The organism is Arthrobacter sp. PsM3 (genome assembly GCF_030433895.1).
Taxonomy (GTDB): Bacteria; Actinomycetota; Actinomycetes; order Actinomycetales; family Micrococcaceae; genus Arthrobacter.
The window spans coordinates 35,614-59,106 of record NZ_JARUXE010000012.1 but is presented as its reverse complement, the minus strand read 5'-3'; the positions used below and the strand labels follow the sequence as shown (position 1 = coordinate 59,106).

The 23,493-nt window shown below is 68.8% G+C and carries 22 protein-coding genes; 15 read left to right on the top strand and 7 right to left on the bottom strand.

Annotated features, from left to right (window positions below):
• Positions 1-69: 69 nt before the first annotated feature.
• The 6 genes from leuC (at position 70) to QCD75_RS08475 (ending at position 6,740) form a co-directional block, all read left to right on the top strand.
• Positions 70-1,509 carry a 3-isopropylmalate dehydratase large subunit gene (gene leuC, locus QCD75_RS08500; protein WP_301227566.1) on the top strand — a complete coding sequence of 480 codons (1,440 nt, stop codon included), beginning with the start codon at positions 70-72 and terminating at the stop codon, positions 1,507-1,509.
• A 42-nt stretch (positions 1,510-1,551) separates the two neighbouring features.
• Entirely contained in the window at positions 1,552-2,154 is a 603-nt protein-coding gene (gene leuD, locus QCD75_RS08495) for a 3-isopropylmalate dehydratase small subunit (protein ID WP_301227564.1), read from the top strand.
• A 245-nt stretch (positions 2,155-2,399) separates the two neighbouring features.
• Entirely contained in the window at positions 2,400-3,725 is a 1,326-nt protein-coding gene (murA, locus tag QCD75_RS08490; protein ID WP_301227563.1) for a UDP-N-acetylglucosamine 1-carboxyvinyltransferase, read from the top strand.
• An 11-nt stretch (positions 3,726-3,736) separates the two neighbouring features.
• Positions 3,737-4,543, top strand: coding sequence for a lysophospholipid acyltransferase family protein (locus tag QCD75_RS08485; protein WP_301227561.1), 807 nt, complete (start codon positions 3,737-3,739; stop codon positions 4,541-4,543).
• Positions 4,540-5,592 (top strand): NAD(P)H-dependent glycerol-3-phosphate dehydrogenase, encoded by a 1,053-nt coding sequence (locus QCD75_RS08480; RefSeq protein WP_301227559.1) that lies wholly within the window; start codon positions 4,540-4,542, stop codon positions 5,590-5,592. The genes QCD75_RS08485 and QCD75_RS08480 overlap by 4 nt, the downstream gene beginning before the upstream one ends.
• 2 nt (positions 5,593-5,594) lie before the next feature.
• On the top strand, positions 5,595-6,740 hold the full coding sequence (locus QCD75_RS08475) for a D-alanine--D-alanine ligase family protein (RefSeq protein WP_301227557.1): 1,146 nt from the start codon (positions 5,595-5,597) through the stop codon (positions 6,738-6,740).
• A 48-nt stretch (positions 6,741-6,788) separates the two neighbouring features.
• On the opposite strand, the gene QCD75_RS08470 is transcribed toward QCD75_RS08475, so the two are convergent.
• Positions 6,789-7,292 carry a DUF3515 family protein gene (locus QCD75_RS08470; RefSeq protein ID WP_301227555.1) on the bottom strand — a complete coding sequence of 168 codons (504 nt, stop codon included), beginning with the start codon at positions 7,290-7,292 and terminating at the stop codon, positions 6,789-6,791.
• Positions 7,293-7,505: 213 nt separating this feature from the next.
• Between QCD75_RS08470 and thiL the strand changes: the two genes are divergently transcribed.
• The 4 genes from thiL to rsmD are packed head-to-tail and all read left to right on the top strand — an operon-like array spanning position 7,506 to position 12,520.
• Positions 7,506-8,516 (top strand): thiamine-phosphate kinase, encoded by a 1,011-nt coding sequence (gene thiL / locus QCD75_RS08465; RefSeq protein WP_301227705.1) that lies wholly within the window; start codon positions 7,506-7,508, stop codon positions 8,514-8,516.
• 22 nt (positions 8,517-8,538) lie between these two features.
• A complete protein-coding gene (locus QCD75_RS08460) occupies positions 8,539-9,600 on the top strand; it encodes a DAK2 domain-containing protein (RefSeq protein WP_301227703.1) in 1,062 nt (353 codons plus the stop codon).
• Positions 9,590-11,866, top strand: coding sequence for an ATP-dependent DNA helicase RecG (locus QCD75_RS08455; RefSeq protein ID WP_301227553.1), 2,277 nt, complete (start codon positions 9,590-9,592; stop codon positions 11,864-11,866). The genes QCD75_RS08460 and QCD75_RS08455 overlap by 11 nt, the downstream gene beginning before the upstream one ends.
• Positions 11,867-11,896: 30 nt before the next feature.
• Positions 11,897-12,520, top strand: coding sequence for a 16S rRNA (guanine(966)-N(2))-methyltransferase RsmD (gene rsmD, locus QCD75_RS08450; RefSeq protein ID WP_301227551.1), 624 nt, complete (start codon positions 11,897-11,899; stop codon positions 12,518-12,520).
• Here rsmD and QCD75_RS08445 read toward each other — a convergent pair.
• Genes QCD75_RS08445 through QCD75_RS08435 form a run of 3 tightly spaced genes read right to left on the bottom strand, consistent with a single transcriptional unit; the run spans position 12,517 to position 15,361 of the window.
• Positions 12,517-13,299: a spermidine synthase gene (locus QCD75_RS08445; RefSeq protein WP_301227549.1), complete on the bottom strand. Its 783-nt coding sequence runs from the start codon at positions 13,297-13,299 to the stop codon at positions 12,517-12,519. The genes rsmD and QCD75_RS08445 overlap by 4 nt on opposite strands.
• On the bottom strand, positions 13,299-14,507 hold the full coding sequence (locus tag QCD75_RS08440; RefSeq protein ID WP_301227548.1) for an aminotransferase class I/II-fold pyridoxal phosphate-dependent enzyme: 1,209 nt from the start codon (positions 14,505-14,507) through the stop codon (positions 13,299-13,301). The genes QCD75_RS08445 and QCD75_RS08440 overlap by 1 nt, the downstream gene beginning before the upstream one ends.
• Complete coding sequence (locus QCD75_RS08435; RefSeq protein WP_301227546.1) at positions 14,504-15,361, bottom strand: SDR family NAD(P)-dependent oxidoreductase; 858 nt, start codon at positions 15,359-15,361, stop codon at positions 14,504-14,506. The genes QCD75_RS08440 and QCD75_RS08435 overlap by 4 nt, the downstream gene beginning before the upstream one ends.
• 48 nt (positions 15,362-15,409) lie before the next feature.
• Between QCD75_RS08435 and coaD the strand changes: the two genes are divergently transcribed.
• From coaD to mutM, 5 genes are all read left to right on the top strand, one after another.
• Positions 15,410-15,910, top strand: a complete 501-nt coding sequence (gene coaD / locus QCD75_RS08430; RefSeq protein ID WP_301227544.1) for a pantetheine-phosphate adenylyltransferase — start codon at positions 15,410-15,412, stop codon at positions 15,908-15,910.
• 173 nt (positions 15,911-16,083) lie between these two features.
• The gene (locus QCD75_RS08425; protein ID WP_301227542.1) at positions 16,084-16,608 is read left to right on the top strand and encodes a YceD family protein; all 525 of its coding nucleotides are present in this window, start codon (positions 16,084-16,086) and stop codon (positions 16,606-16,608) included.
• 36 nt (positions 16,609-16,644) lie between these two features.
• Positions 16,645-16,848 (top strand): 50S ribosomal protein L32, encoded by a 204-nt coding sequence (rpmF, locus tag QCD75_RS08420; RefSeq protein ID WP_009356569.1) that lies wholly within the window; start codon positions 16,645-16,647, stop codon positions 16,846-16,848.
• A gap of 21 nt (positions 16,849-16,869) precedes the next feature.
• On the top strand, positions 16,870-17,631 hold the full coding sequence (gene rnc / locus QCD75_RS08415; RefSeq protein WP_301227540.1) for a ribonuclease III: 762 nt from the start codon (positions 16,870-16,872) through the stop codon (positions 17,629-17,631).
• A gap of 9 nt (positions 17,632-17,640) precedes the next feature.
• A complete protein-coding gene (gene mutM, locus QCD75_RS08410) occupies positions 17,641-18,612 on the top strand; it encodes a bifunctional DNA-formamidopyrimidine glycosylase/DNA-(apurinic or apyrimidinic site) lyase (RefSeq protein ID WP_301227538.1) in 972 nt (323 codons plus the stop codon).
• Here the strand turns inward: mutM and QCD75_RS08405 are convergent.
• Genes QCD75_RS08405 through QCD75_RS08395 form a run of 3 tightly spaced genes read right to left on the bottom strand, consistent with a single transcriptional unit; the run spans position 18,564 to position 23,292 of the window.
• Positions 18,564-19,577, bottom strand: a complete 1,014-nt coding sequence (locus QCD75_RS08405; RefSeq protein ID WP_301227536.1) for an NAD-dependent epimerase/dehydratase family protein — start codon at positions 19,575-19,577, stop codon at positions 18,564-18,566. The genes mutM and QCD75_RS08405 overlap by 49 nt on opposite strands.
• Positions 19,574-22,276: an alpha/beta fold hydrolase gene (locus tag QCD75_RS08400; RefSeq protein ID WP_301227535.1), complete on the bottom strand. Its 2,703-nt coding sequence runs from the start codon at positions 22,274-22,276 to the stop codon at positions 19,574-19,576. Before QCD75_RS08400 ends, QCD75_RS08405 begins: the two co-directional genes overlap by 4 nt.
• Positions 22,270-23,292, bottom strand: coding sequence for a 3-oxoacyl-ACP synthase III (locus QCD75_RS08395; RefSeq protein WP_301227533.1), 1,023 nt, complete (start codon positions 23,290-23,292; stop codon positions 22,270-22,272). Before QCD75_RS08395 ends, QCD75_RS08400 begins: the two co-directional genes overlap by 7 nt.
• Between the last annotated feature and the right edge of the window lie 201 nt (positions 23,293-23,493).

Below are 23,493 nucleotides of genomic sequence, written 5' to 3'. Positions count from 1 at the left end.
CGCGGGAGTGCTGATTCAGTGGAGACAACAAGCCGGCAAGAACGAACACCGCAGTGAAGGGAGAAGGCCGTGGCAAAGACACTGGCCGAGAAGGTCTGGGATGCGCACGTGGTGCGCAAAGGCGACGGCGAAGGAGCCAACGCCCAGCCGGACCTTCTTTTCATCGACCTCCACCTGGTGCACGAGGTGACCTCGCCGCAGGCCTTTGAGGGACTGCGGCTGGCCGGGCGCAAGCTGCGCCGGCCGGACCTCACCATCGCAACCGAGGACCACAACACTCCCACGCTGGACATCGACAAGCCAATTGCCGATCTCACCAGCCGCACGCAGATCCAGACGCTGCGCAACAACTGCCAGGAATTCGGTGTCCGGCTGCACTCGCTCGGCGACGCCGAGCAGGGGATCGTCCACGTCGTGGGCCCACAGCTTGGCCTCACCCAGCCCGGCATGACGGTGGTTTGCGGTGACTCGCATACCTCCACCCACGGCGCCTTCGGTGCCCTCGCGATGGGCATCGGGACCTCCGAGGTGGAACACGTCATGGCCACCCAGACGCTGTCGCTGAAGCCCTTCAAGACGATGGCCATCAACGTCGATGGCACCCTGCGGCCCGGCGTTTCCGCCAAGGACATCATCCTGGCCGTCATCGCCAAGATCGGCACCGGCGGGGGACAGGGTTACGTGCTCGAGTACCGCGGTTCCGCGATCCGGGCGCTGTCCATGGAAGCCCGGATGACGATCTGCAACATGTCCATCGAAGCGGGCGCCCGCGCCGGGCTCGTAGCACCGGACCAGACCACGTACGACTACATGTTCGGCCGTCCGCACGCGCCGCAGGGCGAAGAGTGGGATGCCGCCGTCGAGTACTGGAACACGCTGCGCACCGATGACGACGCGACGTTCGACGTCGCGGTGGACCTCGACGCCGACACGCTGGAACCGTTCGTGACCTGGGGGACCAACCCCGGCCAGGGCGTGTCCCTGTCCGCCAGGGTGCCCTCACCCGAGGACTTCGGCGACGAGAATGCCAAGGCGGCGGCGGAACGTGCGCTGACGTACATGGGCCTTGAAGCCGGCACCCCGATGAAGGACATCCGGGTGGACACCGTCTTCCTGGGCTCCTGCACCAACTCCCGGATGGAGGACCTCCGCGCCGCCGCGGACATCATCCGCGGCCGCAGCAAGGATCCCAACATCCGGATGCTCGTCGTGCCGGGCTCGGCCCGCGTCCGGCTCGAGGCCGAGGCCGAAGGCCTGGACCGGGTCTTCAAGGACTTCGGCGCAGAATGGCGCTTCGCCGGCTGTTCCATGTGCCTGGGGATGAACCCGGACCAGCTGGAGCCGGGGGAGCGCTGCGCCTCCACGTCGAACCGCAACTTTGAGGGCCGCCAGGGCAAGGGCGGACGCACCCACCTGGTCTCCCCGGTCGTGGCGGCGGCGACGGCGGTGCGCGGCACCCTGAGTTCGCCGTCGGACCTGGACCCCGTTCCCGGGTCCGCCGCCGCCTAGCTTCCGACAGCCACCGATCCACACAGCCCAGAAGGATCCGCAATGGAAAAATTCACCACCCACACCGGAATCGGCGTTCCGCTCCGCCAGAGCAACGTAGACACGGACCAGATCATCCCGGCCGTCTACCTCAAGCGCATCACCCGCACCGGCTTCGAGGACGCCCTGTTCGCGGCGTGGCGCAAGGACACGGCGTTCATCCTGAACCAGGAACCCTTCAATGCCGGCTCCGTGCTCGTGGCCGGCCCCGACTTCGGCACGGGATCCTCCCGGGAGCACGCCGTCTGGGCGCTGAAGGACTACGGCTTCAAGACCGTGCTGTCCTCACGCTTCGCGGACATCTTCCGCGGCAACTCCGGCAAGCAGGGCCTGCTCGCCGCCGAACTGGCCCAGGACGACATCGAGCTCATCTGGAAGGAACTGGAGAACGCCCCCGGCACCGCGGTCACCGTGGATCTCGTCTCCAAGACCGTCCAGTGCGGCAACATCGTGGCTCCGTTTGAGATCGACGACTACACCCGCTGGCGCCTCCTCGAGGGCCTGGATGACATCGGCCTGACCCTCAAGCATGAGGAAGACATCACCACCTTCGAGACCACCAGGCCGTCGTTTATGCCCAAAACGCTGCCGGCCAGGCTGTCCTAGCTTTCCCGCTGCCCTGACCCGCCCTGACCTGCGCCACCACTGCAACGCGGGGTCACTTACGGCCCGTCCCGCGGCCCCGGACGGGCCGTACGTGACCCCGCGTTGTCCGGTTTTCGACGGCGGCCGCCGGGGCCGGGGCGACAGGCCGCGCGCACGCCGTATTTCAGATCGGTAACGCTAGCTCCTATGCTTAGCTGGTGCCTTTGTAAGGATCTGGGGGCGAGTAGTCGTGAGGAAACCGGTATATGAGTAGTGTTTTGACAATCCGCGGAGGCGTCCCGCTGGCTGGCCGCGTCACCGTGCGGGGGGCCAAGAATCTTGTCCCCAAGGCCATGGTGGCTGCCCTGCTGGGCAACGAGCCGTCCGTGTTGCGCAACGTCCCTGAAATCAAGGACGTCGAGGTTGTCACCAGCCTGCTCCAGCTGCATGGCGTCACCGTCGAGAAAGACCCCGTTACCGGGGATCTGACCCTCGACCCGACGAAAGCAAAAACGGCCTCGCACACGGCGATCGACGCGCACGCCGGCGATTCCCGCATCCCGATCCTGCTGTGTGGTCCCTTGATCCACGCGATCGGCGAGGCCTTCATCCCGGACCTGGGCGGCTGCAAGATCGGCGACCGCCCCATCGACTACCACCTGAACGTGCTGCGGCAGTTCGGCGCCGTCGTGGAAAAGCGCCCCGGCGGCATCCACATCTCCGCCCCCGACGGCCTCAAAGGCGCCAAGATCTCCCTGCCGTACCCCTCCGTCGGCGCCACCGAACAGGTGCTGCTGAGCGCCACGAGGGCCGAGGGCATCACCGAGCTCTCCGGCGCGGCCACCGAGCCGGAGATTGTCGACCTCATCGCAGTCCTGCAGAAAATGGGCGCGATCATCAGCGTCCAGACGGACCGCACCATCCGGATCGAGGGCGTCCCGGACCTCGGCGGCTACAACCACCGCGCGCTGTCGGACCGCAACGAGTCGGCCTCCTGGGCCTCGGCGGCGCTGGTCACGCGGGGCGACATCTTCGTCGAAGGCGCCACCCAGCGCGACATGATGACCTTCCTCAACACCTACCGCAAGGTTGGCGGCGGGATGGACATCGGCGATGACGGCATCCGCTTCTATCACAAGGGTGGCAAGCTCAACCCGCTGGTCCTCGAGACGGACGTGCACCCCGGCTTCATGACCGACTGGCAGCAGCCGCTGATTGTCGCCCTGACGCAGGCGGAGGGCGTGTCGATCGTCCACGAAACCGTGTATGAGAACCGCTTCGGCTTCACTGAGGCCCTGATCCGGATGGGCGCCAACATCCAGGTCCACCGCGAATGCCTCGGCAGTGTCCCGTGCCGCTTCGGCCAGCGCAACTTCCTGCATTCAGCCGTGATTTCCGGCCCCACCCAGCTGACCGGCGCCGATATAGACGTACCGGACCTGCGGGGCGGCTTCAGCCACCTGATCGCGGCGCTGGCCGCCAACGGCACCTCGCGGGTCACCGGAATCGACATCATCAACCGCGGCTACGAGCGATTCACCGAGAAGCTCGCGGGCCTGGGCGCCGATTTCGACATCACCGCAGCGAAGTAGCGGTAGGACCGGTGAAGGAATCGGCCAAAAGCCACATCACCTTTGTCGCTGTCGCCGGGATTGTCCGGCCGGTAATGAACCTGCTGATGCGGAAGGAATGGATCGGCCTGGAGAAGCTGCCCGCCGGCGGCTTCATCGCCGCACCCAACCATTGCACCGAAATCGATCCGCTGGTGGTGGGGCACATGCTGTACAACCAGAAGCGGATGCCACGTTTCCTGGCCAAGGCCGGACTCTTCAAGGTGCCCGTGCTGGGATTCGTGCTGCGCGCCACCAAACAGGTCCCGGTGGAACGCTCCACGGCGGGCGCCAACCGGGCGCTGCAGATCGCCAAGGAAGTCGTGGACGAGGGCGGGGCGATCATCATTTACCCCGAGGGCACGCTGACCCGGGACCCCGGTCTGTGGCCGATGAAAGGCCACACCGGCGCCGCGCGGATGGCGCTGGAAGGCGGTATTCCCGTCGTGCCGATGGCGCACTGGGGAGCCCAAGAGGTCCTGCCCCGCTATGCCAAGCGGTTACACATCTTTCCGCGTAAGACGTCCCGACTGGTCGTGGGCGATCCCGTGGACCTCAGCGCTTTCGCCGGACGTCCGCTGGACAAAGCCACCCTCACCGAGGCCACCAACGTGATCATGGAGGCCATCACTGAGCTCCTGGCCACCCTCCGCGGCGGACAGCCTCCGCTGGTCCGCTGGGACCCTGCGGCCCATAATCAGTCCACGCACGGCCGCTTCATGGAGCAGAACGGCAAGCCTGGCGGTTCAGCAACAGGTCCTGCAACACCGGAGAAGAATCTTAGGGATAGCGGCGAATGACATTCGATCAAACGCGGGGACTGTCCGCCACGAGAGTCGCTGTACTCGGCGCCGGATCCTGGGGGACCACTTTTGCGAAGGTCCTCGCTGACGCGGCCACTGCCTCCGGCGTCGAACGCGACATCCGGCTCTGGGGCCGTCGCGGTGAAGTAGTCGACCAGATCAATCTGAAGCACCGGAACGAGCAATACCTCAGGGACATTGCCCTGCCGCCCAGCATTACCGCTTCAACCGATGTCTCCGAGGTCCTCGCCGGCGCTGAGCTCGTGGTCCTGGCCGTTCCGGCCCAGACCCTGCGGCCGCAACTGCGCCAGTGGAAGAACCTGCTGGCGCCCGGCGCCTTAGTGGTTTCCCTCATGAAGGGACTCGAGCTGCACTCCGATGCCCGGATGAGCGAAGTGATTTCTGAGGAGCTCGGCATTCCCGCCAACCGGATCGCTGTGGTGTCCGGACCCAACCTTGCCATGGAGATCGCCCGGGAAGAACCCACCGCCTCTGTAGTGGCCTGCTCCGACCCGATTGCGGCAGGCTGGATCGCCCGCAGCTGCACCGCCCCGTACTTCCGCCCCTACACCACCGGCGACGTCGTCGGTGTCGAAATCGGCGGGATCGTCAAGAACATCATCGCCCTGGCCGTCGGCATTTGCGAAGGCAGGCAGATGGGTGACAACACCAAAGCCTCGGTCATCACACGCGGCCTCGCGGAGACCTCCCGGCTGTCCCTCGCCCTGGGCGGCGAGGCGCAGACGATGGCCGGCCTCGCGGGCCTGGGTGACCTCGTCGCCACGTGCTCGTCCTCGCTCTCGCGGAACCACACCGCCGGCCGCCTGCTGGGCACGGGGCTGACCCTGGACCAGGTCACGGCGCAGATGACGCAGACCGCCGAGGGGATCAAGTCAGCTCAGGCCGTACATGAGCTCGCGGGCAAGCTCGGCGTCGAGATGCCCATCACCGCGGCCGTTGTTGCCGTGCTGGCCGGAAAACTGTCCGTAGACGAACTGGGGCCGCTGCTGCTGTCCCGGGACCTGAAACGCGAAGGCGATTACTGAGAGTGTCGGAACTAAACGAATCAACACAAGGCCGGGCCGCACGGTCCAGGCCCCGCGTGGCGGTCCTCTTCGGCGGCCGCTCCAGCGAACACGCCGTCAGTTGCGTGACGGCGGCCGGGGTCCTCGGTGCCATCGACCAGACGAAGTACGAGGTCATCCCGATCGGGATTGCCAAGACCGGCCAGTGGGTGCTGGCTTCCGGGGACATCCACGACTGGTCACTTTCTGCATCGTCCCTGCCGGAGGTGGCATCCTCGGCCCAGACCGTGACGCTGGCCGAAATCGGCGGCGAACACCAGCTCATCGTGGCCTCCCCGAACGAGGTCCCGCACGAACTGGGCGCGGTGGACGTGGTGTTCCCGCTGCTGCACGGCCCGTTCGGCGAGGACGGCACCATCCAGGGCTTCCTGGAACTCTCCGACACTCGCTACGTGGGTGCCGGTGTTCTTGCGTCCGCCGTCGGCATGGACAAGCACTTCATGAAGGTGGTGTTTGAATCCGCCGGGCTCCGTGTGGGGCCCTACATCGCCGTTACGGACCGGCAGTGGCGCAACGATCCCGAGACCGTCCGCAAACGCGTGGACCAGCTCGGCTTCCCGGTCTTCGTCAAGCCCGCGCGGGCAGGCTCCTCGATGGGCATCTCCAAGGTGGACTCCCTCGACGGCCTGGACGCAGCGATTGAGGCCGCCCGACAGCACGATCCGAAACTCGTCATCGAGGCCGGCATTGTCGGCAGGGAGATCGAGTGTGCCGTGCTGGAGGGCAGGGACACAGACAGTCCCCGGACGTCCATGCCGGGCGAGATTTCCGTGGCTGGCGGCGGGCATGAGTTCTACGACTTCAACGCCAAATATGTGGACAACGCGGCGGCGCTCAGCTGCCCGGCCGAACTTCCGGACGAAGCCATCGCCAGGGTCCGCGAGCTGTCCGCCGTCGCTTTCGACGCCGTCGGAGCCGAGGGACTCAGCCGGGTCGACTTCTTCTATACCCCGGAGGGCGAGCTGATCATCAACGAGATCAACACGATGCCCGGGTTCACGCCGAAAAGCATGTATCCGCAAATGTGGAAAGCATCCGGCCTGGGTTACGCCGAACTCATCGACGAACTGATCTACCTGGCGCTGCACCGCAAAACAGGCCTGCGTTAGGCCAGCGGGTCCGGCCACCGGTGCGCAGTGGCCCGGCCCGCCGGAAAGCTAGGGGGTCGGCGGCAGGTTCTGCAGGTCCGCCTGGCCCACGCAGTTCCGCGTCGCCGGCACCTTGGCGGCTGCGGCCGAAAGGTCGGCGAGCACGGTTGCGGAACTGATCTTGTCGGGGTCCATCAGGATCTCGGTTGCCGGTTCGCGCCCGAAAGTCGTCAGCGTCCACACCGGGTCGCCTTCTTTGATCACCCAGTCCACGCCATTGACGCTGACGCAGCGGTCCGTCGTCGGCCCCGGAACATTCACCCCGCAGCGCAGGACCACGAGGGACGGATCCCCCCACGCCGCAGTGGCCTGGCTGTTGGTCTTCCGCAGCTTCGCTTCGCCGATCGCATCCGGCAGCGCGACCATCATCGGTGCACAAGCGGCGTTAGCGGCGTCCTTGGCCGGAGCGACGTCGACAACCGGAGCGCAGGCGCTCAGCAGGACCCCTGCTGCCGCCGCCGCGGCCAGACTGCGGAGCGGACGTGCGGAAGCCGGGAAACGGAAGCGCTGCATCCTTCAAGCCTATCCCGGCCTGCCCGGCGTCGTGGCAACCGCCGCCCCCCGCGCTGAACGCCCTTCCCCGGCGTATCCGCCGGAGTTTGGCCGCCGTTCCCGGCGCTGTGCCGCTGCTGCGGCCCCCCACGGTAGCGTAGGGCTGTGCCTGAACACGAGCCTGTCCCACTTTCCGAAGCGACCCTGCCCGGGGGGACGCCACCCAAGGCGGCCCTGACTGTGGCGGGGCTCTCCGAATCCCAACTGCTGGAACGCATTTTCCCGCGCCTGCACTACGGCCAGGAACACAACCCGTCCCTGATCCTGGGCCCGGGCGACGACGCCGCCATCGTGGCCGTTCCGGACGGGCGGACAGTCCTCAGCATCGACACCCAGGTGGCGGACCAGGACTTCCGCCTGAAGTGGAACAACGGCTACCGGACCACCGGATACGACGTCGGCTGGAAGGCCGCCGCGCAGAACCTCAGCGACATCAACGCCATGGGGGCCCGGGCCACGTCCCTCGTGGTCAGCCTCACCATGCCCCCGGAAACCCTGGTCGCCTGGGTCGAGGACTTCGCCGACGGACTCAGTGCCGGCATCCGGGGCCTCGGCGCCCCGGACTGCGCCGTGGCTGGCGGAGACCTCGGCCGAGGCCGCGAGCTGGCGGTGAGCGTGGCGATTCTCGGCAGCCTCGACGGCGGGGCAGCCGTGCTGCGTTCCGGCGCCCGGCCGGGGGACGTCCTGGCGCTCGCGGGCACTGTGGGCCGTGCCGCGGCGGGTCTCGCGCTGCTGGAATCGACGAACCCCGTCGAGGCCCTGGACCGGGAACAGCGCGCACTGATGGACACCCAGTGCAGGCCAACGCCTCCGCTCGCCGCAGGCCCGCTGGCCCGGGATTCCGGAGCCACGGCCATGATGGACATTTCCGACGGACTGATCCGTGACGGCCAACGGATGGCGTCCGCCAGCCGCACCGTCCTGAACCTCAACGCGGCGGCACTGCGGGAACTGGCGGTTCCGCTGCTGCCTGCCGCCGGACTGCTCGGCGCAGACCCAATGGCCTGGGTCCTGGGCGGCGGAGAGGACCACGGGCTGCTCGCCACATTCCCACCCGGTCTTCAGCTGCCTCACGGTTTCACTGCGATAGGCTCGGTAGAAGCCCCTGCACCAACGGACCGCGCGGGCGTCAAGATAGCGGGCAGGCCCGCTGACAATGTGGGATGGGATCACTTTGCAGACTAAGATTGCCGCGAACGCGCAAGCGATGAAGCGGTGGTTGAGCAAGGCAGAAACAACGCTTGGGAACCACAGCGACCGCCTGAACGCCATCAACATCTTCCCCGTCGCCGACGGCGACACCGGCACGAACCTGTACCTGACAGTGCGGGCCGCCGCCCAGGCGCTCCTCACCCTGGACACCGCCGCGCTGCCCCAGATCAGCGCGGATCCGTCCCTGCATTCCTTCGGCCCGCCGGACCCGGCCCGGAACGACGTCGGGGCCATCCTCGCCCGGGCCGGCCTGGCTGCCATGGAAAAGGCCCGCGGCAACTCCGGCACCCTGTTCGCCGTCTTCCTTTGCGCCGCGGCAGAACCCCTCGCCGGCCACCACCGGCTGAGCGCGCCCCTGCTGGCCGCCGCGCTGAACCGGGCCCAGCTCCGGGCCTGGTCCGCGTTGAGCGACCCGGTTCCCGGCACCATGCTGTCCGTGATGGAAGCCGCCGCCCGCGCCGCGGCCGCCGTGGACTCTGCGCACGACGGCGACGACAGCAACCACACCCTTGGCCTGGCCCTGGATGCCGTCGTGGACGCGGCCGTCGCCGCTGTAGTGCGCACTGAGGACCAGCTGGAGGCCCTGCACGCCGCCCACGTCGTGGACGCCGGCGGCGTCGGGATGCTGCTGGTCCTCGACTGCCTCCGCTCCGCCGTTCTCGGCGAGGAACTCCAGGACCAGCTGCTGGACGGACTGCACGGCTACGACGTCCAGGACCCGCACATCCATGCCGGCTTGCCGCGCGACGAAGGCGTGGAAGTCATGTGCACCATCACGCTTTCACCCCTGGACGCCGCCATGATGCGCCAGCGGCTCGACGAAATGGGCGAGTCCGTCATCATGAGCCAGGTCGGCGGGGCAGCCGACGCGTCCGGGACCTACCGCTGGCGCGTCCACGTGCACGTGCCGGCCGCCGCGCCGGCCGTCGCCCTGATCCGCTCCCTCGGCGAACCCTCGGACATCAGCGTTACTGACCTTGCCGTACCGGACGCAGAACCCCGCGCCTCCGGCGACCGCGAACCCGCAGGACAGGCCCCCGACGGACATGTTCGCTGAGCCGCACAACGCCGAAGTGGGACTGGGCCTGGAACGCCGGGTCGGCAAGAGGTCCGCAGCAGTCATCGAAAAGCACCTTGGCATCACCACAGTCGGCGGGCTGCTGAACTACTTCCCCCGCCGCTACATGGACCGCGGCGAACTGACACCCATCAGGGAGGTTCCACTCGACGAGGACGTCACCCTGATTGCCCGGGTGGTCAGCAGCAGTACCCGGTTCATGAAGACCCGCCGCGGCTCGCTGACCGACGTCGTGATCACCGACGACGCCGGCGCCGCGGCCCCGGGCACCGCGGCCCCGGGCACCGGGATGGGCGGCGGCACCCTGAAGGTGAGCTTCTTCAACGGCCACCGGGCCAAGGCCGAGCTGCAGCCGGGCCGCCGCGCCCTGTTCTCCGGAAAGATCACCCGCTACGGCGGCGCCCTGGGGCTGACGAACCCGGACTTCCAACTGCTGGACGAGGACCAGGACACCCCCGGGATGGACCCGGAGGCGCTCGCCGCCATGCCCATCCCGGTATACCCGGCCACCGCCAAGCTGACCAGCTGGTCCATCCAGAAGGTCGTCTCCACGCTGCTGGAGACCGCGGACCTGGACGCCCTGCCTGACCCGCTGCCGGCGGAGATCACGGCGCGGGAGAAGTTCGTGCCGGTCGCCGACGCCTACCGGCTCATCCACTCCCCGCACGGCCCCGCAGACTGGCAGCGCGCCCGGGACCGGTTCCGCTACCAGGAAGCCCTGGTGCTCCAGTCCGCCCTCGCCCGGCGCCGCGCCCAGCTCGCCGCGGAGGAGGCCACCGCCCGCCGGCCCGCCGCGGAGGGGCTGCTGACCGCCTTTGACCGGCAGCTGCCCTTCACCCTGACTGCCGGCCAGGCCGCCGTCGGGAAGACCCTGGCCGCGGAGCTCGCCCAGGACTCGCCGATGAACCGGCTGCTCCAGGGCGAAGTCGGTTCGGGGAAGACCATCGTGGCCCTGCGCGCCATGCTGCAGGTGGTCGACGCTGGCGGACAGGCTGCCCTGCTGGCCCCGACCGAGGTCCTGGCCGCGCAGCACTTCGAATCGATCCGCCGCACGCTCGGGCCGCTGTCCCGCGACGGCATGCTGGGCGGCTTCGGCCCCGACGCGGTCCAGGTCACTCTGCTCACCGGCTCCATGCCGACCGCGGCCCGGAAACAGGCCATGCTGGACGCCGCCTCCGGAACCGCCGGGATTGTCATCGGCACCCACGCCCTGCTCAGCGACAACGTTTCCTTCTACGACCTCGGCCTGATCGTGGTGGATGAACAGCACCGGTTCGGCGTCGAACAGCGCGACGTGCTCCGGTCCAAGGCCAGGAAGCCCCCGCACCTGCTGGTCATGACCGCGACCCCCATCCCCAGGACCGTGGCCATGACCGTGTTCGGCGACCTCGAAACGTCCGTACTCGACGAACTGCCGGCCGGGCGCGCGCCAATCACCACCCACGTCGTCGGCCTCGCGGAGCACCCCGCGTGGGCCACACGCATCTGGAGCCGCGCCCGGGAGGAGATCGACGCCGGCCACCAGGTGTACATCGTCTGTCCCAAGATCGGCTCGGACGACGACGGCGACTTCAGCCCCGGCGAGGCCGAACCGGCCGCTGCGGACCTCGACGGGGACAGCGCGGCGCGGGAACTGGCATCCGTCACCGCCGTTGTGGAACAGCTCCGGGACGAACCGGCCCTGGCCGGCGTGCCCGTGGCGCCGCTGCACGGCCGGCTGGACCCGGCACTGAAGTCCGAAACCATGGCCTCCTTCACCGCCAACCAGACCAAGCTCCTGGTCTCCACCACCGTGATCGAAGTGGGCGTGGACGTCCACAACGCCACCCTGATGGTGATCCTGGACGCGGACCGCTTCGGCATCTCCCAGCTCCACCAGCTCCGCGGCCGGGTGGGCCGCGGCGGGCTGCCGGGCACCTGCCTGCTCGTCACCGCCCTGGAACCCGGGCACCCGAGCCGCCGCCGGCTCGACGCCGTCGCGGCCACAACCGACGGCTTTGCGCTCTCCCAGGAGGACCTCAAGCTGCGCCGTGAGGGCGACATCCTGGGTGCCTCCCAGTCCGGCGGCCGGTCCACGCTGAAACTGCTGCGGGTGCTGGAACACGAGGACGTGATCGCCCGGGCACGGCAGGACGCCTGGCAGATTGTCGGCGGCGACCCGTCACTGGGCGCCCACCCCGCCCTCGCCGCATCGATCGACGAATACCTCAATCCGGAAAAGGAGGCGTTCCTTGAACGCGGCTAACACCATGAATGCACCCAGGACGGCCCGGCCATGAGCCGCATCATAGCCGGTGCCGCGGGCGGAACAACCCTGGTCAGCGTCCCCGGGTCCCTGACCCGGCCCACCACTGACCGGGTCAAGGAAGCGCTCTTCTCCCGGCTGGACGCCTTTGAGGTCATTGCGGACGCCCGCGTGCTGGACCTCTACGCGGGCTCCGGTTCCCTCGGCGTGGAAAGCGCCAGCCGCGGAGCGAAGACCGTCGACCTGGTGGAATTCGACGGGAAGGCCAGCGAGGTCTGCCAGCGCAACGCGGACCTGGTCAACACCGTCGCTGGGCGCAAGGTCGTCACCGTGCACCGGTCCAAGGTCGAATCGTTCCTGGAACGCGCCCGGGATGGCGTCCGCTGGGACCTCGTCTTCCTGGACCCGCCCTACCCCCTCGAGGAACCGGCACTGGCCGGGGTGCTGGCCAAGCTGCTCCCGCATCTGGCCGAGGGCGCCGTCGCCGTGGTGGAGCGCTCATCCCGGTCGCCCGAGCCGGTCTGGCCGGACGGGATGGAGCGGTTTGCCGAACGGAAGTACGGGGAAACGAAGCTCTGGTTCGCCGAACCCAGCGTGGAGGAAGGCGCCCAGGCCGACCCGGACCAGGCAGCGGAACCGAACAGCGCCGGCTAGCCGGAGAGCGCGTCCAGCGCGACGCCGGAGAGCACCTTCGCGGGGTGGGGCCCGCGGGCGGTGAGCGCCGCGGTCCACACCTCCGGCCAGGGTCCCTGCGTCCCGGTCAGGATGATGTTGCCGGGATAGCGGCCGCTGAACATACCGGCCTCGGCAAAGGCGGAGACATCGGACATCGCCCGGCGCAGCGCGGCCACCTGGCTGCGGACCAGCGTGAGCCCGGGCTCATCGCCCACGTTGACGATCAGGACCCCGCGGGGACTGAGCCTTGCCGCGGCTTCGAGGTAGAACTCCGTGCAGGCGATATGCTCCGGCGCGTCGGGCCCGGAGAAGATATCCAGGATCACGACGTCGAAGCGCAGGTCCGGGGGCAGCGCGGCCAGGGCGTCCCGGGCGTCGCCGATCACGGTGTGCAGCCGCGTGCCCTCCGGCAGGGGGAGCTGCTGCAGCACGAAGTCCAGCAGTTCCCGCTCCAGCTCCACCGCGTACTGCACGGAGCCCGGCCGTGTGGCCTGGATGTAACGGGCCAGGGTCAGCGCACCCGCTCCGAGGTGCAGGGCTGTGATGGGTTCGCCCCAGGGTGCCGCAAGATCCACCACGTGGCCGATCCTGCGCAGGTATTCGTAAAAGATGTCCGAGGGGTCCGCAAGGTTGACGTGCGACTGTTCCGCACCGCCGATGCTCAGGACAAAGCCGCCCTTGGTGAAGGCGTCGGGCTCGATTGTCGCGTGCTGGCCGGTGGTGCGCAGGAAACGCGAGGCCGGGGGAGTGTCCGGCATCAGAGCCTGTCGCGGAGGGTCGCGAGCCGTTCGGCGGCTTCCTGCAGCACGTCGATCCGTTTGCAGAAGGCAAAGCGCAGCAGGCTCCGGGTGCGTTCGGCGCCTTCCGGGTGGCAGAAGACCGGCACCGGAATCGCCGCGACGCCCACGAGCGCGGGCAGCCGGCGGGCCAGGTCCACGGCGTCGGTGATGCCCAGCGGGGCGGTGTCCACGTTCACGAAGTAGGTCCCCTGCGGGGTGAAGACGTCCAGTCCGGCCGCGCGGAGGCCCTCGCTGAGGATGTCGCGTTTGAGTTGCAGGGTGTCGGCGACTCCGGCGTAGAACTCGTCGGGCAGGCCGAGGCCGGCCGCGATGGCGCTCTGGAACGGGGTGCCGGAGCTGTAGCTCAGGAACTGCTTTACCGTGCGGGCCGCCGCGACCAGGTGCGCGGGCCCGCTGAGCCAGCCGATCTTCCAGCCAGTAAAGGAGAAGGTCTTCCCGGCGGAGGAGATGGTCAGGGTGCGTTCCGCGGCGCCCGGCAGGGTGGCCACCGGGATGTGACGGGCCCCGAATGTGAGGTGTTCGTAGACCTCGTCGGTGACAATGACGGCGTCGTGCCGGATGGCGAGCTCGACGACGCGTTCGAGCACTTCGCGGGGGAACACCGCACCGGTGGGGTTGTGCGGGTTGTTGACCAGCACCACCTTGGTGCGGCTGCTGAACGCCGCGTCGAGGGCGTCCAGGTCCGGCATGAAGTCGGGGGCCAGCAGCGGTGCGGTGACGTGGCGGGCGCCGGAGAGGCCGATGATCGCGCCATAGGAGTCGTAGAACGGCTCGAAGGTGAGCACCTCGTCTCCTGGCCCCACGAGTGCCAGCAGTGAGGCGGCAATGGCCTCGGTGGCGCCGGTGGTGACGATGATCTCGGTCTGCGGGTCCGGCTGCAGGCCGTAGAAACGCTCCTGGTGGAGCGAAATCGCCTCCCGCAACTCCAGGATGCCCTTGCCGGGGGCGTACTGGTTGGCACCGGCGGCGATGGCGGCCTGGGCGGCCGCCTTGATCTCCACCGGACCGTCCTCGTCCGGGAAGCCCTGGCCAAGGTTGATCGCGCCGGTCTGCACGGCGAGGGTGGTCATTTCCTCGAAGATCGTCACGCCGAGGGTGCCGTCGAGGGAGAGGAGGTTGGCTCCGGTCGCGGTCCGCTGCCACGGGAACTGCTTCTGGGAGCTCACCGCTGGCCCGTCTTCTCGACCCGCCCGGTGAACTTGTCCATCGTGGAGTAGATCCCGAAGACCTTCCCGCCCACGAAGTCCCAGGCCCGCACGGGCAGCAGCCCGCGCAGGACTTTGCCCAGCTGCGCGGTCGCCGGGGCGATCAGTTGCGGCCGGCCGGCGGTGGTGGCCCGCCACGCCCGGTTCACGGCGTCCTCCGGCGTCATCAGCGGCGTCAGCAGCGGGCCGCGGGCCCCGGCGAACATCCCGGTGGAAATGTAGCTGGGGCAGAACGTCGTCACGGCGAGGTGGCGGTAGCCCTGCTGTTCGAGTTCCAGCCGGAGCGAGTCGCTCCAGCCAATGACGGCCCACTTGGACGCCGCGTACACGCTCATCCTCGGGTTGGAAACGGTGCCGGCGGCGGAGGCGATGTTGAGGATCCGGCGCGGCCGGCCGGCATCGGCCATCATGCCCGGCAGGAACGCGTGGGTGACGTACATCGGCGCCAGCGCGTTGATGTCCATGGTCAGGGCGATGTCCCGCTCCGGGTTGTGGTCCCAGAAGAGCGCACCGCGGACGATTCCGGCGTTGTTGACCAGCAGCGTCAACGGACCTTCCTCCGCGCAGTCCGCCGCGGCCTCGGCGATCGCCGTGCGGCTGGCGAGGTCCACCTGGCGGACGACGGCACGGGCGCCGAGGTCGGTCACTTCGGCGGCGGTCTTCGCCAGTCCGGCGGCGTCGACGTCCCAGAGAATCACGACGCCGGCGCCCTCGCGGGCCGCTCGCAGGGCGTAAAGACGGCCCATGCCCATGGCGGCTCCCGTCACGAGAACCACGCCCCCGGACACAGTGAAGGGAATGCTTGATGCTGACATTCAGCCATGTTATCCCGGCCGGCGGCAGCAATACGGTAGGTTCGGAGCATGAGACGCGCCGTATGCCCTGGCTCCTTTGACCCGATCCACAATGGCCACCTGGAAGTCATTGCCAGGGCCGCAGGCCTGTTTGATGAGGTCATTGTCGGCGTCTCCACGAACTACGCCAAGAAATACCGGTTCACGCTGGAGGAACGCATTGACATGGCGAAGGAGACCCTGGCCTCCCTGCGGGGCATCGTGGTCGAGCCGGTCGGGGAGGGACTCCTTGCGGAGTACTGCCGCCAGCGGGGCGTATCCGCCATCGTCAAGGGCCTCCGCTCCTCCTCCGACTTTGACTATGAGCTGCCGATGGCGACGATGAACCGCCAGCTGACCGGCGTCGAGACAGTCTTCCTGCCCGCCGAGAGCCACTACCTCCACCTGTCGTCCACTTTGATCAAGGAAGTGTTCACCCTGGGCGGTAATGTCTCCGACTTTGTGCCCCGCTCGGTGCTGAAACGGCTGCACCCGGGCGGGCCGGTCCAGGATCAGCCGCGCAGAGGGTAAGCTTGATCGGTACTCGGCGGCCTGCTGCCGGTTGCGGGGCCTGAATCCGGTGCGGCGTGCGGTGTGAACTGCAGGATGCCACCGGTTTGAGTCCGCCCGGCAGATCAGGCTAAGATGGTACGTCGGTCATATGTTCAACAGGAGTTCTCATTAAACGAGATGCTAGTTCGCCCTTGGTGTTTGACGTCAAGGACCTCGGACGCAGTCCGGGAAGCATGCGGACGCTGACGGAACATGTACCCGCACCAGGTGATCTTGGTGTGGCGCTCATTGGCGTGCAGGAAGGTTCGGATGTCGAGCTGGATCTGCGGCTTGAGGCCGTACACGAAGGAATTCTGGTATCAGGAACCGCACACGTCGAAGTTACTGGCGAGTGCGGCCGATGCCTGGATCCCCTTGCGTATGACCAAGAGGTCGATGTGCAAGAACTTTTCTTCTATGAGGACGCTGTGTTCTCGGATGAGGAAGACGAAGAAGAGCAACGTCGAATCGAGCACGATCTGATCGATCTTGAGCCGGTGTTGCGGGACGCAGTTGTAACCATGCTGCCGTTCCAGCCGGTGTGCCGGGAAGACTGCCAGGGCCTTTGCTCCGAATGTGGAGTTCGCCTGGAAGACGAGCCGGGGCATCACCACGAGGTGGTAGATCCTCGCTGGGCTGCCCTAGCTGACTTGGCTAAGCCTGACCGGCAAAACTGATTTGTAAGTGTTGGACTAGAGAGAAATGAGTTAGCCGTGGCTGTCCCGAAGCGGAAAATGTCTCGCTCGAATACCCGCGCCCGCCGCTCCCAGTGGAAGGCAACTGCCCCCCACCTGGTGAAGACTGTCGAGAACGGCCAGGTTACGTACAGCCTGCCGCACCAGGCAAAGGTCGTTACCGACTCGGCTGGCACCGCGCTGTTCCTTGAATACAAGGGCCGCAAGGTCGCAGACGTCTAATCCGCCAACTGGCTGACTAAGATGTCTTCAACTGAAGAGCTTCTGAAGCGTCTCGGTGTCACTATTGACGCCGGGACGCTTCGTCTTGCGCTCACACACCGTTCCTACGCCTACGAAAACGGCGGCATCCCCACCAACGAACGGCTCGAGTTCCTCGGCGACTCCATCCTGGGGTTCTCGGTAACCGACGCCCTGTACCGTGACAACCCCACGCTGCCCGAAGGTGACCTGGCCAAGCGCCGTTCCGCCGTCGTCAGCACCAGGGCACTCGCGGGCATCGGCCGCAGTATCGGGCTTGGGGAGTTCATCTACCTCGGACAGGGCGAAAAGCTCACCGAAGGCAAGAACAAGGCCTCGATCCTCGCGGACACCATGGAGGCGCTGATCGGTGCCACCTATGTCTCCAATGACATCGAGACGGCGCGCCGGCTGGTCATGCGCCTGATCGGACCGCTGCTGGCGGACGCCGCGGCGCTCGGCGCCGGCACCGACTGGAAGACTTCCATCCAGGAGCTCGCGGCCAGCCGCCAGCTCGGGACGATCAACTACGCCGTGGAGGGCTCCGGCCCGGACCATGCCCGGACCTTCGAAGCCATCCTGCGCATCGGCGGAACCGACTACGGCAGCGGGTCCGGCAACTCCAAGAAGGAAGCCGAGCAGGAAGCCGCCGCGGATGCCTGGCGCAGGCTGTCCGCTCCGTCCGCTGTTGCGACGGAGGCTGCGCCGACCGTCGAACCCGGTGCGTCCGACCCGGAGCAGTTGCAGTCCCAGCCCGGCGCATAGGCCCGCCCGGTGCCTGAACTGCCCGAGGTCGAAGTGGTCCGCCGCGGCCTCGTGAGCTGGGTGCTGGGCCGGACCATCACCGCCGTTGAGGTGGTGGATCCGCGTTCCGTCCGCCGGCACGCGCTCGGCCCGGAGGACTTCGCCGGCAACCTTGAGGGCGCCCGCGTCCTGGACGTGGTCCGGCGCGGAAAGTTCCTTTGGCTGCCGCTGGCGGACACGCCCGCGGCAGCTCCCGGCGGCGGCGCGGCCGACGCCCCGACTCCGGCGGTGGCCCTCATGGCGCACCTGGGCATGTCCGGACAGCTGCTGATGCAGGACTCCTCGGCGTCCGACGAAAGGCCCTTGAAAGTGCGCCTGCGCCTCAGTCCCGCAGAGGGCATGCCGGAACAGCTCCGGTTCGTGGACCAGCGGATTTTCGGCGGACTCTTCCTGACCTCGTTGGTCCCCACCGCCGACGGCGGCCCCGGCGGACTCGCCGAGACGCCGCTGCCACTCATCGCCGCGGAGGCCTCCCACATCGCCCGGGACCCGCTGGATCCGTACTTTTCCTTCGATGAGTTCTACCGCCGCCTCCGCGCACGCAAGACAGGCCTCAAGCGCGCCCTGCTGGACCAGGGGCTCGTCTCGGGGATCGGCAACATCTACGCGGACGAGGCACTCTGGAAGGCGCGGCTGCACTTTGCCCGGCCCACGGACACCCTGCGGCGGGCCGATGCGCTCCGGGTCCTTGACGCCGCCCGCGGGGTCATGACGGACGCCCTGGCCGCCGGCGGGACGAGTTTTGATGCGCTCTATGTCAACGTCAACGGGGCGTCCGGGTACTTCGACCGCTCGCTGAACGCCTATGGGCGCGAGGGCGAGAAATGCAAACGCTGCGCCGCCACCGGTCTGGTCAGCACCATAAGGCGGGACCAGTTCATGAACCGCTCGTCCTATACCTGCCCCGTCTGCCAGCCGAGGCCGCGCAACGGCCGCTGGTAGGTCCCGTAGTGCTCGGCCAGCCTCGCCAGGCCTTCGTCAAGTGACACGGCGGGAGTCCAGTCGAGGAGTTCGCGGGTCCCGCGCTGGTCGAACCAGTGGGCGGTGGAGAGCTGTTCAGCGAGGAACCTGGTCATCGGTGGTTCTCCTTCCCGGCCGGCCCGGGTCCAGATCTTCTCCACCACCGATCCTGCCGCCCGCGCGAGCCGGCCCGGTACTGTCCACGACGGCGCAGGGACGGCGGCGGCAGCGCAGATGCCCGCCAGCAGCTCGCCGACCGGGCGGGGTTCGCCGTTGCTGACCACGAGCGCCCGGCCGTGGATGTGCTCCATGCGGTGCAGCCCGGCGACGATCGCCGAAGCAGCGTTGTCCACGTAGGTGGTGTCGATCAGGGCCGCCCCGGCGTCGAGCAGCGGCAGGCGGCCGCGGCGGGCACGTTCGAGCACCCGTTCCACCAGCTGCGTGTCGCCGGGGCCCCAGACGATGTGCGGGCGCACCGCCGCGACCCGGAAGTCCGGGCTGTCCGCGGCCAGTGCCAGCAGTTCGGCCTCGGCCTTGGTGCGCGAGTAGTGTCCGTGCGCGCGGGCCGGGTCCGCTGGCTCGGCGCCCAGGCCGGCGATGGCGGCCCCGGAGTTGGCTACGGACGGGGACGAGACAAACACCAGGTCCCGGACCCCGGCCTCGCGGGCCACGCGGAGCAGCCGGCGGGTGCCTTCGACGTTCACCTCGTCGAATTCCACGGCGCGGCCGGTGAATGAGACCTTCGCGGCCAGGTGGATGACGCCCTCGGCGCCGGCGACGGCGCGACGGACGGCGTCCTCGTCCGTGACGGACCCGGGGAGGTCTGCGGCGCCGTCGACGTCCGCGGGACGCCGCTGGAAGGTGGTGACCGAGTGGCCCTGGTGCACGAGCAGCCGGGCCACCACGCGACCGAGCAGGCCGCTCGCGCCGGTGACGAGGACCCTCACGGCGTGCCCGGACGGCCGCCGGCCAGGACCGCCGAGGCCCAGCGGGCCAAACGGGTCCGGTCGATTTTGGCGTTGTGGCGGATGTCGGTCGGCTGGGAGGGGACAACAAGTACCGCGGAGACGCTGACGCCTGCCTGACGGGCCGTCTCGCGTACGCGCCCGGCGAGCTGCGGTGCGGCAGGGCCTGCCCGGCGGGCGGGCGGTACAGTATCGACGATGGCGACGACGGCCTGCGTCCCGGGCGGGCCGACCCCGACGACGGCGGCCAGCCCGATCCCGGCCAGCCGTTCGATGGCCTGCTCAGCGCCCACCGGCGTGATGACGGCACCCGGTGCCGTTACGACGTGCGCGAGGCGTCCTTCCACCCAGAGCCGGCCGGCGGCGTCGAAGTGCCCGACGTCGCCCGTGCGGTGCCATCCGGCCGTGCGGACGCTCTCGCGCTGGGTCAGCCAGAGCCTGTCGTAGGCCTCCTTCATGTGCGGGGCGCTGACGAGGATCTCGCCGGTCACTCCCGGCTCCGAGACGGGGTCATTCCCCGGTGCGGTGCCGTCCGCGGCGAGCGGGATGACGGCCACCCGGGTGCCATGCACCGGCCGGCCCACGCATACGCCGTTGCCGGCCCCGGCCACGGTTCCGGCCGCGGCGTCGGCCCCGGCGGCGCGGATCTGTTCGAGGCTGATGTCGGTGGCGGGCAGCACTTCGGTCATCCCGTACGGGGTGTGCAGCGAGGCCAGGGGCAGCAGCCGCTGCACCTGGGCGAGCAGTGATTCGGGGACGGGCGCGCCGGCGGAGAGCAGCAGTTCCACGCGCCCCAGGGCCTCGTGTCCGGCCCGGCGCAGGCCGCCCTGGGTCGCGAGGACGTTGCGCAGCGCCGCGGGTGAGGCGAAGACCACGGTGGCGTCGATGGCCGCGGCAGCGTCCGCCAGTGCGCGGGCCGTCAGGGTGCCGGGCGCGGTCACGTCCATGGCCGGCGTTACCGAGACGGCCCCGAGTGCCGGTCCCAGCAGGGCGAACGGCGCGAAGCCTGCCACCAGGCGTGCGCCCGGGCGGATCCCCAGCGTCGCGGCGAGCGTGTCCCGCATCGCCGCCAGCTGCCGGTGGGTATAGAGCACTCCCTTGGCGGGGCCGGTGGATCCGGAGGTGAAGAGCACGGCCGCCGGGGCGTGCGGGTCCGGAACCGGCAGAGGCGGCGTCTGCCCGGAGAGGAGCTCTCCCCGGTTGGCAAGGACGGCCAGGGAGGTCTCCACGGCCAGAAGCCGGCGACGGGCGGCCGGCAGCTCCCGCACACTGATGCGCCGTCCCGGCCAGCCGAGCACAGATGCGGCGGCCAGGGCCTTGTCGATGCCGATGAGGAAATCCGGGGTGGCGCCTTTGACGGCGCGGCTGAGTCCCCGGGTGCCCAGTCCGGCATCGGCCACGACGACCACCGCGCCGAGCCGGAGGCAGGCGTACAGGACCACGGTCAGGTCCACGCCCGGCGGAACCATCAGGCTCACCCGGCTCCCGTGCCTGACACCGGCTTCCTGCAGGCCCGCTGCGAGGGCGGCGATACTCCGTTCCAGTTCCTGCCAGCTGAGCGAGCGTGCGGCGCGGCCGTCCGCGGCCATTTCCGCGACAGCGGTGTCCCCGCCCGCGGGTCCGTTCGCCGCCTCGGTGAGCGGCGCCCACAGCGGCGCAGGCCCGGTGCCGGGGTCCAGCGGCCCGGCCCGGACCTCCAGCGACGGGCCGTCGCGCAGCGCGTCCATCCGCTGAAGGCCGGGTCCGCTGTCCCGGTCGTGTTCGGAAAGCCACTCGAAGACGGGAGTGGCGATGTCCCGGTCTTCAGAGACCAGGTGGCCGGCACCCTCGAAGCGGTGCACTTTCGCGTGCGGCAGCCGGCCGATGAGGTCCTTCAGGTACCGGTCGGAAAAGATCGGGTCCCGCGGTCCCCAGAGCATCAGGGCCGGGACCCCCAGCCCGCCAAGCCCTTCGGCGACGCGGCCGAGGGCCGGGAAGCTGGGGTGGGACGCGTCGGCGGGAATGTCCGCGACGAAGTTGCCCACGCCGGCGCGGCGGCCGGCGCCGCGATAGGGGGCCATGAAGGCGCCGCGGACATCCGCGGCCAGCGGCGGGTGGGCCAGGGAGTGCGTCACCCGCAGGAAGGCGTCCGACGTCGTCGTTCCCCAGCGGTGCACGGCGGGGTGCAGGGCAAGCCGGAGCGCCGGCGGGATGCGGGAGCCTGGGGGCTGGTGGACAGCGGTGTTGGTCAGCACCAAGCCGGCGAGCTGCTCCTGATGCGCCAGCGCCCAGCCGAGACTGATCACGCCGCCCCAGTCGTGGCCGACGGTGACGACCGGGCCGCCCAGCCCGAGCGCCGCCGTGAGGTCGCCCAGGTCGTTGATCCGGTCTGCCAGGCGCCGGAATCTCCCGGTGCGCTCCGAGAAGCCCATGTCCAGTTGGTCCACCGCCACCACACGCCAGGGATGCGCGGGGTCGGATCCGGCGGCCAGCAGGGTCCGCCACAGGTAGGACCATGTCGGGTTGCCATGCACGCACAGCAGGGTCCCGGCAGGAGCCAGGCCCCGGCGGGAGAGCTGGGCGCCGTTGTCGAGCAGGTGCCAGCGGCGCACGGCTCCGCGCCCGTCAGCGTCGGAGGTGGACGACACCTCGATTTCGCGCGACCATTCGGGGTCGACGCCGGGCCAGTCGGCGGCTACCAAACGATTTCCACCATGGCGGTGTTGAGGCCGGAACCGACGCCCATGCACAGCACCCGGTCCCCGGCTCCGAGGCTCTGCGCTTCAGCCGCGAGGGTCATTGGGAGGGAGGCCGGGCCCACATTGCCCCAATGCGGGAACGTGATCGGCACCTTGTCAGGGTCCAGGTCGATGGCGTCGATGATGGCCTGGGTATAGGCGGTACTCACCTGGTGCGTGACGTAGCGGTCCATGGAAGCCCAGTTCCACTCCGGCTGGGCCTCGTGCCAGGCATCGACCACGAGCTGCAGGCCGCCGTCCAGCAGGGCTTTGGTGTCCGTTGCCATGCCGTCAATGCCGCCCACGCACAGTTCATGGTGCTCGGTGCCGGCGCGCATCACGCCGCCGAGGATCCGGTGCGCCCCCGGGTGCTGGTCCGCCGGGCCCAGGACGGCGGCAGCGGCTCCCGAGCCGAGGGTGAGTGTGGCAAACTCACGGTTGAAGTCCTCGCGGGTCGTCTCTGGCCGCTGCAGCCTGGCCAGGGTGGCCTCCTGCGTTGCCTGGGCGTCCTCGCCGTTGACGATCACTGCGTACTTGATCTGGCCCGAGTCGATCATGTTGGCCGCCAGGGTCATGCCATTGACGAATCCGAGGCAGGCGTTGGCCAGGTCGAAGTTCAGGGCCGAGGACGGCAGGCCGAGTCCGTGGTGGATCTTCACCGCGACGGACGGTTCAAGGTTGCGCCGCGTGACCGAGGTGTTGATCAGCAGGCCGATCTCGGACGCTTCGATGCCGGACTCGGCCAGGGCCTTGGCGCCCGCCTCGATGGCGGCGTCGTCGAACGATGTCCCTGGCGCCCACCATCGCCGGTGGGTGACGCCGGCAACGCGTTCGAGCAGTTTCGGGGGGAACTTCAGCCGCCGCAGGGTCGCAGCCAGCCTGTGGTCGAAATCCGTGGAACTGACGATCCTCGGAGCCTCGACGCTGGTCACTGAAAGCAACGCGGTGTTGCGGTGTCGGAATGTTGCATTCCCTATCAAAATTACGCCTCTGTTCGTGTCTGTCCTGCGCTCCGCGGTAGACCGCACCTTCAAGCACAAGCCCAAGGGCTTAACTATGCCCGCCGCAGATCCATTCCCGCGGATGCCGCCGCCGGCATCGGCGGCCGGCCCCACCGGTTCTGCGCGGAATTCTCACAGCTCCGCAGTAGATTGTAAGTATCAGGGGCCGTCCCCGAACAT

Excerpts from the sequence above, each read along its gene's own strand:
- leuD (WP_301227564.1), top strand. The coding sequence starts at position 1,552 with ATGGAAAAATTCACCACCCACACCGGAATCGGCGTTCCGCTCCGCCAG.
- murA (WP_301227563.1), top strand. The coding sequence starts at position 2,400 with ATGAGTAGTGTTTTGACAATCCGCGGAGGCGTCCCGCTGGCTGGCCGC.
- QCD75_RS08480 (WP_301227559.1), top strand. The coding sequence starts at position 4,540 with ATGACATTCGATCAAACGCGGGGACTGTCCGCCACGAGAGTCGCTGTA.
- QCD75_RS08470 (WP_301227555.1), bottom strand. The coding sequence starts at position 7,292 with ATGCAGCGCTTCCGTTTCCCGGCTTCCGCACGTCCGCTCCGCAGTCTG.
- QCD75_RS08460 (WP_301227703.1), top strand. The coding sequence starts at position 8,539 with ATGAAGCGGTGGTTGAGCAAGGCAGAAACAACGCTTGGGAACCACAGC.
- QCD75_RS08455 (WP_301227553.1), top strand. The coding sequence starts at position 9,590 with ATGTTCGCTGAGCCGCACAACGCCGAAGTGGGACTGGGCCTGGAACGC.
- rsmD (WP_301227551.1), top strand. The coding sequence starts at position 11,897 with ATGAGCCGCATCATAGCCGGTGCCGCGGGCGGAACAACCCTGGTCAGC.
- QCD75_RS08445 (WP_301227549.1), bottom strand. The coding sequence starts at position 13,299 with ATGCCGGACACTCCCCCGGCCTCGCGTTTCCTGCGCACCACCGGCCAG.
- QCD75_RS08435 (WP_301227546.1), bottom strand. The coding sequence starts at position 15,361 with ATGTCAGCATCAAGCATTCCCTTCACTGTGTCCGGGGGCGTGGTTCTC.
- coaD (WP_301227544.1), top strand. The coding sequence starts at position 15,410 with ATGAGACGCGCCGTATGCCCTGGCTCCTTTGACCCGATCCACAATGGC.
- rnc (WP_301227540.1), top strand. The coding sequence starts at position 16,870 with ATGTCTTCAACTGAAGAGCTTCTGAAGCGTCTCGGTGTCACTATTGAC.